Source organism: Microcystis sp. LSC13-02 (assembly GCA_002282935.1).
Classification (GTDB): Bacteria; Cyanobacteriota; Cyanobacteriia; order Cyanobacteriales; family Microcystaceae; genus Microcystis.
The window spans coordinates 24,965-32,732 of the sequence record MTBT01000211.1; the positions used below are offsets into that span (position 1 = coordinate 24,965).

Consider the following 7,768-nt stretch of genomic DNA (forward strand, 5'->3'; position numbering starts at 1 on the left):
TAAAACCCTTGCACCTAGAGGGGTTAAAATTCTTTAACGAATCTCTAGATCGCTGAAACAACGCAAAATCGTTTCAAAATGAGAATTGCTGCTGCTCACTGTTTACTGCTCACTGTTTACTGCTCACTGATTACTGCTCACTGATTACTGCTCACTGATTACTGCTCACTGATTACTGCTCACTGTTTACTGCTCACTGATTACTGCTCACTGATTACTGCTCACTGATTACTGCTCACTGATTACTGACCAACACCCCACACCCAATAAAAAATTCTCCCTAAAGGCACTTAAGCAGTCTTTAACCCTTATGTGCTAAAATTTTTGAAGATTTTGCCATTCATTTAGGTTCAATCAGGGATCACAGCCTTTTTAGGGAAATTTTATGACAAGTAACTACGGCGCGGAACAGATACAAGTTCTCGAAGGGTTAGAACCAGTCAGGAAGCGGCCGGGGATGTATATCGGTACGACTGGTCCGCGGGGACTACATCATTTAGTCTATGAAGTGGTGGACAACTCGATCGATGAGGCCCTAGCGGGTTACTGTACTCATATCGAAGTGGATATCAAGGCCGATGGTTCCGTCAGTGTCACCGACGATGGCCGGGGTATTCCCACCGATGTTCACCCGACCACGGGTAAATCTGCCCTAGAAACCGTTCTCACTATACTTCATGCCGGCGGTAAATTTGGCAGTGGTGGTTATAAAGTGTCGGGAGGGTTACACGGAGTCGGGATTTCCGTCGTTAATGCTCTTTCTGCATGGGTCGATGTCACAGTCTGGCGCGATCATAAAGTACATACCCAACGCTACGAAAGAGGTATCCCCGTCACAGAATTGGTCAGCAGTCCCAGTCAAGAGGAAAAAACGGGAACTAGGGTTAATTTCCTGCCGGACACCGAAATTTTTAGCCAAGGCATCGAATTTGATTACAGTACCCTCTCTGGACGTTTACGAGAACTAGCCTACTTAAATGCGGGTGTTAAAATCACCTTTAGCGATTACCGTCCCGAAGAACCCCACATCGAAACCTATTGTTATGAGGGGGGTATTAAAGAATACGTCGCCTATATGTGTCGGGAAAAAGAAACCCTGCACAAAGATATTATCTATGTATCGGGGGAAAAGAACGGAATTAATATCGAAGTGGCGTTTCAGTGGTGTATAGATGCCTATAGCGACAATATTCTCGGTTTTGCTAATAATATCCGCACCATTGACGGGGGAACCCATCTAGAAGGATTAAAGGCAGTTCTGACTCGTACATTAAATAATGTCGCTCGTAAACGCAATAAAATTAAAGAAAACGAGCCTAATCTAGCGGGGGAAAACGTCCGCGAGGGTTTAACCGCCGTTATTTCCGTAAAAGTCCCCGAACCGGAATTTGAGGGACAAACCAAGACCAAATTGGGTAACACCGAAGTCCGGGGTATTGTTGATTCGCTGGTGGGGGAAACTCTCAACGAATACTTAGAACAAAATCCCCAAGTGGCCGACACGATTATCGAAAAAGCAGTACAAGCGTACAAGGCGGCGGAAGCGGCCCGACGGGCGCGGGACTTAGTACGACGGAAATCGGTCTTGGAATCCTCACCTTTACCGGGTAAATTGGCTGATTGTAGCGAAAGAGACCCAGAAAAGTCAGAAATTTACATCGTCGAAGGTGACAGCGCCGGCGGAAGTGCCAAACAGGGGCGCGATCGTCGTTTTCAAGCGATTCTACCTCTGCGGGGAAAAATCCTCAATATCGAAAAAACCGATGATGCCAAAATCTACAAAAATACGGAAATTCAATCCTTAATTACGGCCCTCGGTTTAGGGATTAAAGGAGAAGATTTCGACCCCTCACAATTGCGCTATCATCGCATTGTTTTAATGACTGATGCTGATGTGGATGGCGCACACATCCGAACTTTGTTGTTAACTTTCTTCTATCGTTATCAGAAGAATTTAATTGACCAAGGTTATGTATATATCGCCTGTCCTCCTCTCTATAAATTGGAACGCGGTAAAAATCATTCCTACTGCTATAGCGATCGAGAATTACAGCAAAAGATAGCGGAATTTCCCTCCAATGCTAACTACACAATCCAACGTTTTAAAGGGTTAGGAGAAATGATGCCCCAACAACTTTGGGATACTACCATGAATCCCGAAACTCGCACTTTAAAACGGGTGGAAATCGAAGACGCAGCCAAAGCAGAGGAATTATTTACGATTCTTATGGGCGATCGAGTTGCCCCCCGGCGAGAATTTATCGAAACCCACGGATCGCGTTTAAATCTTACGGATTTGGACATTTAAAAGGTAACTTGGGGCTGTGTTAGTCTAGGCTAATACAGCCCGATCATATCCCTAAATCCAGTTAGGGTTTGAGCAAGCGGAAAGGAGGCACTCGGCGCATCCCCAATCCGCTACGCTGGCTGAGGGTGGGGACTTCCCCTGCCACATTTTTGTTAAACTAACTTTTGGATAGCTGCTACTAACTGCTCGATTTCTGAGGGCAAAGTGAAATAATGAACACAGGCACGCACACAGAGGGGGTCGAGGAGAGTTCGCAGTAAAAACCCTTGTTTTTCTAGCTGTTGCACTAACTTTTGTGGGGTGATGGCCGAGTCAATTTGAAAGGAAACTAAACCGGATTCCGGCGGAGAATTTTTTAAACATTTCACCCCTTTAATCGTCTTTAATTCCCCCCAAAGATAAGCCGCTAATTGACAAATCTTTTCGTATCTTTGTCCCCCATCACCCCAGGCATTATGTACCGCAATAGTTGCCCTTAAACCCTCAAATTGGGGATAGGCAGAAGTGGCCACTTCAAAGCGTCTGGCATCCGGTTTCCAACCGATAGGCTGTCCTCGGCTATCTGTTTCAATGCTGCGCCAACCGATAAAAGTGGGCTGTAAACTAGGGAAAATTTCGGGACGAATATACAATCCTCCCACACCAGCCGGTCCACACCACCATTTATGACCCGTAAAAGCATAACAATCGGCGGCAGTAGCGCTTAAATCTAAGGGCAAACAACCCACGGATTGGGCAGCATCCACCACCACTAAAACGGGTTTTTCGGTGACAGAATTATCATGACAAAGTTGCGAGATTTCCTTGAGAGGTAAAACCTGTCCAGTATTCCACAAAACGTGACTAACCACCAAAACCCTAGTTTTTGGACGTAGATGGGCCGAAATCACTTCTATCGGGTTGCCGCCGTTTAAAGTTTCCCGAATAGGACAAGTGGAGATTTCCAGATGATAACGACGGGCAATTTCTTGAACCGTGGCGATAATTCCGGGGTGTTCACAATCGGTTAGTAAAATATGTTCCCCCGCTTGCCAATCAACTCCCCAGAGGGCGATATTACAGCCTACAGTGACATCCTCGGTGATAGAGAGATTCTTAGGGCTAATTCCCAATTCCTGAGCCATTTCTTGCCTGAGAAGTTCCGTTTTTCCGGTAATCCAATCGTTTACCCGTCCTGAAAAAGGCCCCTGTTGTTGGAGAAAATTATGGGCATCGATAATCGCCTCTAATCCCGCCTTGGGCAAGGTTCCCTGACCACCGAAATTAAAATAAACTTTATTGCTAAGTCCCCGAAATTCCTGTCTTTGTTCGGCCAAATCCGGTTTACTAACGGCGCAATCGAGGGTATTTTCGTCTAAATTCTGCATAAGCGGCAAGATGGGGGGTCAGTTATCAGTTATCAATTATCAATTATCAGTTAGAAGGTGTTGGGTTTTGGGGTTTTAGGGTTTTAGTTGAATTCCCCATTTCCCCATTTCCCCACTTCCTGACGACCGACGGCTGAATTCTATCGACGGATTAAGTCGCAATTGTCACAATAGTATTAAAGTAGAGGAAACATACTTGGGAATGTTTTCTTTTTTTAGTTTATTATTTTTTACTTTACTTCACTGGTCCAGGAAAGCTTAACTTTTCTCCTTGTATAGAATGCTACTGACCGATGATCTACTTCTAGACTACCAACGTTGTCAACGCCGTGCATTTTTAAATCTCTACGGCAATAGCCAAGAAAAAGACCCTGAGCGCGATTTTTTGCTTAAATTGCGCCGAGAGAGTCAAAGTCACGTTAAAAAAGTCCTGCAAGACTCCTATCCCGATTATTGTTCCCTGACTACCCCCAGCACTGATATTTTGGCCGCCGCTAGGGAAACGGAAGCTTTGATGGGTCGGGGTGTACCCTGTATTTATCACGGAGTCCTTTTACAATCTGCCTATCCCGTCTCTTTAACCGGTTCCCCGCATTTATTAATTAAACAGGCAGGAGAGTCGAAATTTGGCGATTGGGTTTATTATCCCCTCAATATTCAACTCGGTCGCCGTCCTAAGCCTGAATATAAAATGCTGGCTACTTTTTACGCCTATTTATTAGCCAGTATGCAGGGAGTTTTTCCCAGTTATGGGGAAATTGTCCTACGTCGTCATAATCGCTATCGGGTGGAATTGAATCTCTGGTTAACTAAACTAGAGGAAATAATCAAAAAGTTCGGCGAAATGGTGATTAATCGCCAAGAACCAGAAGTTTTTATCTCGCGTCAGCGTTGCAGTTTATGTCATTGGTATAGTCACTGTTATGGTATTGCTCAAGCGAGTCAACATCTTTCTTTAGTCCCGGGGGTGACTCCTAGTCGTTACCAATTTTTACAGTCTTTGGGGGTTTCCACCATGGCATCCCTTGCGCTTACCTGTCCTACCCGTATGGGGGAGGGGATGGGGGTAGAGGTGGCTAATCAGTTACAATTACAGGCCCAAGCAATTATTGAAAATCGGGCCTTTCGCAAAAGCAACGGGAAAACTGCTTATTTGTCCCCCCTACCGAAGGCCGAGATTGAATTTTATTTTGACATCGAAGCGGAACCAGAACAGAATTTAGATTATCTTTTGGGGATTTTACGGGTTGATTATCGAGTTAATACCCAGCAATTTTATCCCTTTTTGGCAGAAAAGCCGGAAGATGAAGGCAGGATTTGGCAGGAATTTTTAACCTTAGTCATGCAGGATTATCAAGCACCAATTTTTCACTTTTCTGAGTACGAAGTAGAAACAATTAAGCGATTAGGTTATCTTTATAAAACTCCTTCTTCTTTGATTAATCAGTTAGTTTCTCGCTGTTTTGATCTGCACTATCATGTAGTTAATTCGGTAACTTTTCCCGTGGAAAGTTATTCTTTAAAATCCCTCGCTAACTGGATTGGCTTTCAATGGCGCGATCGAGGAGTAAGCGGGGATCAATGCGTTTGGTGGTATGACCAGTGGTTAAAAACAGGAGATCGGACTTTATTGGCGGCTATTTTGCGTTACAATGAGGATGATTGTCGCGCCACCTTTATACTAAAAGATTGGCTTGTAAACTTTTTAATTTGATTCTAAAGATTTATGACAAATAGGGGGGGAATGTAGCCGCTGCTACCCGTAGCCGTAAAGGGAAAATGATAGGCTATGGATGTGAAGACAGTCCCCTCACCCAATGGTGATCCCCATGTTCTCCCCACTTTTTCCGCTTCTACTCCTACTGCTTTCCTTCCTTAGTCTTCTCTGGTATCAAAAGACCGATAATGATATTTTTAAAGCTCTTGCCGTTAGTAGTTTAATTTTCGCAATTATTTGGGGCTTAATTCTCGCTCATTGGTCAATTCACCTGTTGGGACTGCTGTTATTGTTAAAATTCAGATCCCCCGCTTTCAGTTTGGTGCGCGTGCCTAGATGGTAATGGTTTGACCTTAATCTTCCAACTGTCCGGTAGGTACTTCGATCGCTTGTACATCGATCGTCCCGGGAGGGGTGAGAATAATAAACTTACCCCCTTCCACTTTCAACGGTTCACCACAGTTAGGACATTGACATTCCGTGCGATTAAAACCCGTAAATTCGTAGCTACAGACGGGACAGCTATCTTCAACTAAATTCCGTCGCAACCACCAGCGAAAAATCCCCCAAGCAATCACAGGAGAAATTATTAGGAATGCCACGAGAATTAAAAAACTATTGACTAACCAACCCAGTCCGATCGAGCCTAACAACAATCCGACTAAAATCAAAGATAAGAAACAACCCAAACCAGAATCATTGACAGAATAGCTGCGGAAAAAGTTGTTATTCACGGCTCAACCCTCGATTCATCAAAGCTGCAATTATCTTTAACCTAACACATTCCTAACACATTGCCACGGTTAAATCTTCTTTTTGACTCACCGGGTCCTCCCTCTCTTCTGCTTTGGGTTTAGTTTTGATCGAGATTATCCAGATTGACATCCTCACCAAATCTGCTGGCGAGTGGGTCGTCTGCTCGCTTCAACTTGTTATAATAGGTCGATACCTATCCACCATATTTCTAAAAACCATGAGCGATCATCGTCTGTCTCTAGTGGCAGCTGCCCGAAGATTTTATCAACTGGGTTGGATGCTTGGCACGGCGGGTAATTTATCCGCTAAAGTTGATGATCATAGTTTTTGGATTACTGCCAGTGGCAAAAGTAAAGGTAAACTAACAGAAGAGGATTTTGTGCGCGTGGATCTGACGGGAAAAGTCAGAGAATTAGCTCATCGAGATAATCGTCCTTCGGCCGAAACTAGCATTCATCAGGTGATTTATCGTCTCTTTCCCCAAGCACAAGCTTGTTATCATGTCCACTCGGTGGAAGCGAATTTAGTTTCCCGTTTTGCTCGCGAGGACAAGTTATCGTTACCTCCCTTAGAAATGTTGAAAGGTTTAGGTGTTTGGGTAGAAAATCCTCAAGTATTTATGCCGGTTTTTGCTAACTATTTCGATGTGCCGAAAATTGCCGCAGAAATAGAAAGTAGATTCTCAACTTTCCCCCCAGAAATTCCCGCTTTACTGATTTCTTACCATGGCGTGACGGTGTGGGGTGAGTCTCTAGAAACTACCGAGAATTATTTAGAGATAGTTGAGTATATTTTTCGTTATCTAGTGGCAGCCTATCAAGTAAAACCTTGGTAAACCTTCAATTAGACAAGGCAATCAGGAAAAGATTGCCGACATTTTCCAAGGCGCCACCCAGATTCGAACTGGGGGTAAAGGTTTTGCAGACCTCTGCCTTACCACTTGGCGATGGCGCCGATCAATAAATATCAATCATAGCATAACAGTTGGCAGTTTGCCAAGAGTGGAACCCAAGAGTTGAGCGATCGATCTATAATTTATGCAGCCGTTCTCTAATCTAGTGGGGTATTTCAGGCTTTAAAAAGCAATTATGATGAGAAATAAAAGATATTTACTAAATTTTATCGGTTTATTGGCTTTATACTTTCCATTACAGGCTAATAATGCCGTTTACCTTAGCCAAAGTTCTAATACTGCCACGACTTTCGACAGTTATCGTCAAGAATGTTTACAAAGAGCGCGCGCGGAGGGATTAGCTGCTGATGTGGCAAAAGACCTATGCGACTGCACGATTAAAAAATTCCAAGCTCGTTACAATCTACAGCAATTCCGCACCCTCGTGCAGAAGTCGAAAACCGATAAAGCTGCCGCTAGAACTTTATCGAGTGTGGGAGAAGCTTGTTTTGATGAGATTTTGTATGAATAGCAGGGATAGGGGGTTTTTTAGCTATCACAAAAAAAGCTCTCCCTGCTCCGCAGCTCTGGCGCTCATAGACAGTCTTAACAAGTAATTTAGATAGTCAACAGCTTATTTATCTTGAATGTCGGGGTGAAGACCCTCGCTTGAGCGCGACGGGATGAAACCCCGACCAGTATAAAACAGCAAAGCACGACATTTCGAC

General features: G+C 44.1%; 7 protein-coding genes and 1 tRNA gene. 5 read left to right on the top strand and 3 right to left on the bottom strand.

The window, feature by feature from the left end; genetic code table 11:
• Positions 1 to 385: 385 nt before the first annotated feature.
• Positions 386 to 2,308, top strand: a complete 1,923-nt coding sequence (gene gyrB, locus BGL89_RS13020) for a DNA topoisomerase (ATP-hydrolyzing) subunit B (RefSeq protein WP_008197359.1) — start codon at positions 386 to 388, stop codon at positions 2,306 to 2,308.
• A gap of 152 nt (positions 2,309 to 2,460) precedes the next feature.
• Here gyrB and BGL89_RS13025 read toward each other — a convergent pair whose 3' ends face one another.
• Complete coding sequence (locus BGL89_RS13025) at positions 2,461 to 3,675, bottom strand: aminotransferase class V-fold PLP-dependent enzyme (RefSeq protein WP_286826063.1); 1,215 nt, start codon at positions 3,673 to 3,675, stop codon at positions 2,461 to 2,463.
• Positions 3,676 to 3,955: 280 nt separating this feature from the next.
• Between BGL89_RS13025 and BGL89_RS13030 the strand changes: the two genes are divergently transcribed.
• Both BGL89_RS13030 and BGL89_RS21285 read left to right on the top strand, forming a co-directional pair.
• On the top strand, positions 3,956 to 5,389 hold the full coding sequence (locus BGL89_RS13030; protein WP_286826064.1) for a TM0106 family RecB-like putative nuclease: 1,434 nt from the start codon (positions 3,956 to 3,958) through the stop codon (positions 5,387 to 5,389).
• 148 nt (positions 5,390 to 5,537) lie between these two features.
• Positions 5,538 to 5,735, top strand: coding sequence for a hypothetical protein (locus tag BGL89_RS21285; protein WP_353743935.1), 198 nt, complete (start codon positions 5,538 to 5,540; stop codon positions 5,733 to 5,735).
• Positions 5,736 to 5,745: 10 nt separating this feature from the next.
• On the opposite strand, the gene BGL89_RS13035 is transcribed toward BGL89_RS21285, so the two are convergent.
• Positions 5,746 to 6,126, bottom strand: a complete 381-nt coding sequence (locus BGL89_RS13035; protein ID WP_150976954.1) for a hypothetical protein — start codon at positions 6,124 to 6,126, stop codon at positions 5,746 to 5,748.
• Positions 6,127 to 6,365: 239 nt separating this feature from the next.
• On the opposite strand from BGL89_RS13035, the gene mtnB reads away from it, so the two are divergent.
• Entirely contained in the window at positions 6,366 to 6,983 is a 618-nt protein-coding gene (gene mtnB, locus BGL89_RS13040; RefSeq protein ID WP_286826065.1) for a methylthioribulose 1-phosphate dehydratase, read from the top strand.
• 48 nt (positions 6,984 to 7,031) lie between these two features.
• On the opposite strand, the gene BGL89_RS13045 is transcribed toward mtnB, so the two are convergent.
• Positions 7,032 to 7,102, bottom strand: a tRNA-Cys gene (locus tag BGL89_RS13045).
• A 134-nt stretch (positions 7,103 to 7,236) separates the two neighbouring features.
• Between BGL89_RS13045 and BGL89_RS13050 the strand changes: the two genes are divergently transcribed.
• A complete protein-coding gene (locus tag BGL89_RS13050; protein ID WP_286826066.1) occupies positions 7,237 to 7,572 on the top strand; it encodes a hypothetical protein in 336 nt (111 codons plus the stop codon).
• Positions 7,573 to 7,768 lie beyond the last annotated feature (196 nt).

Bases quoted from the DNA above. Each gene is read 5' to 3' on its own strand.
- gyrB (WP_008197359.1), top strand. From the start codon at position 386: ATGACAAGTAACTACGGCGCGGAACAGATACAAGTTCTCGAAGGGTTA.
- BGL89_RS13025 (WP_286826063.1), bottom strand. From the start codon at position 3,675: ATGCAGAATTTAGACGAAAATACCCTCGATTGCGCCGTTAGTAAACCG.
- BGL89_RS13030 (WP_286826064.1), top strand. From the start codon at position 3,956: ATGCTACTGACCGATGATCTACTTCTAGACTACCAACGTTGTCAACGC.
- mtnB (WP_286826065.1), top strand. From the start codon at position 6,366: ATGAGCGATCATCGTCTGTCTCTAGTGGCAGCTGCCCGAAGATTTTAT.
- BGL89_RS13050 (WP_286826066.1), top strand. From the start codon at position 7,237: ATGATGAGAAATAAAAGATATTTACTAAATTTTATCGGTTTATTGGCT.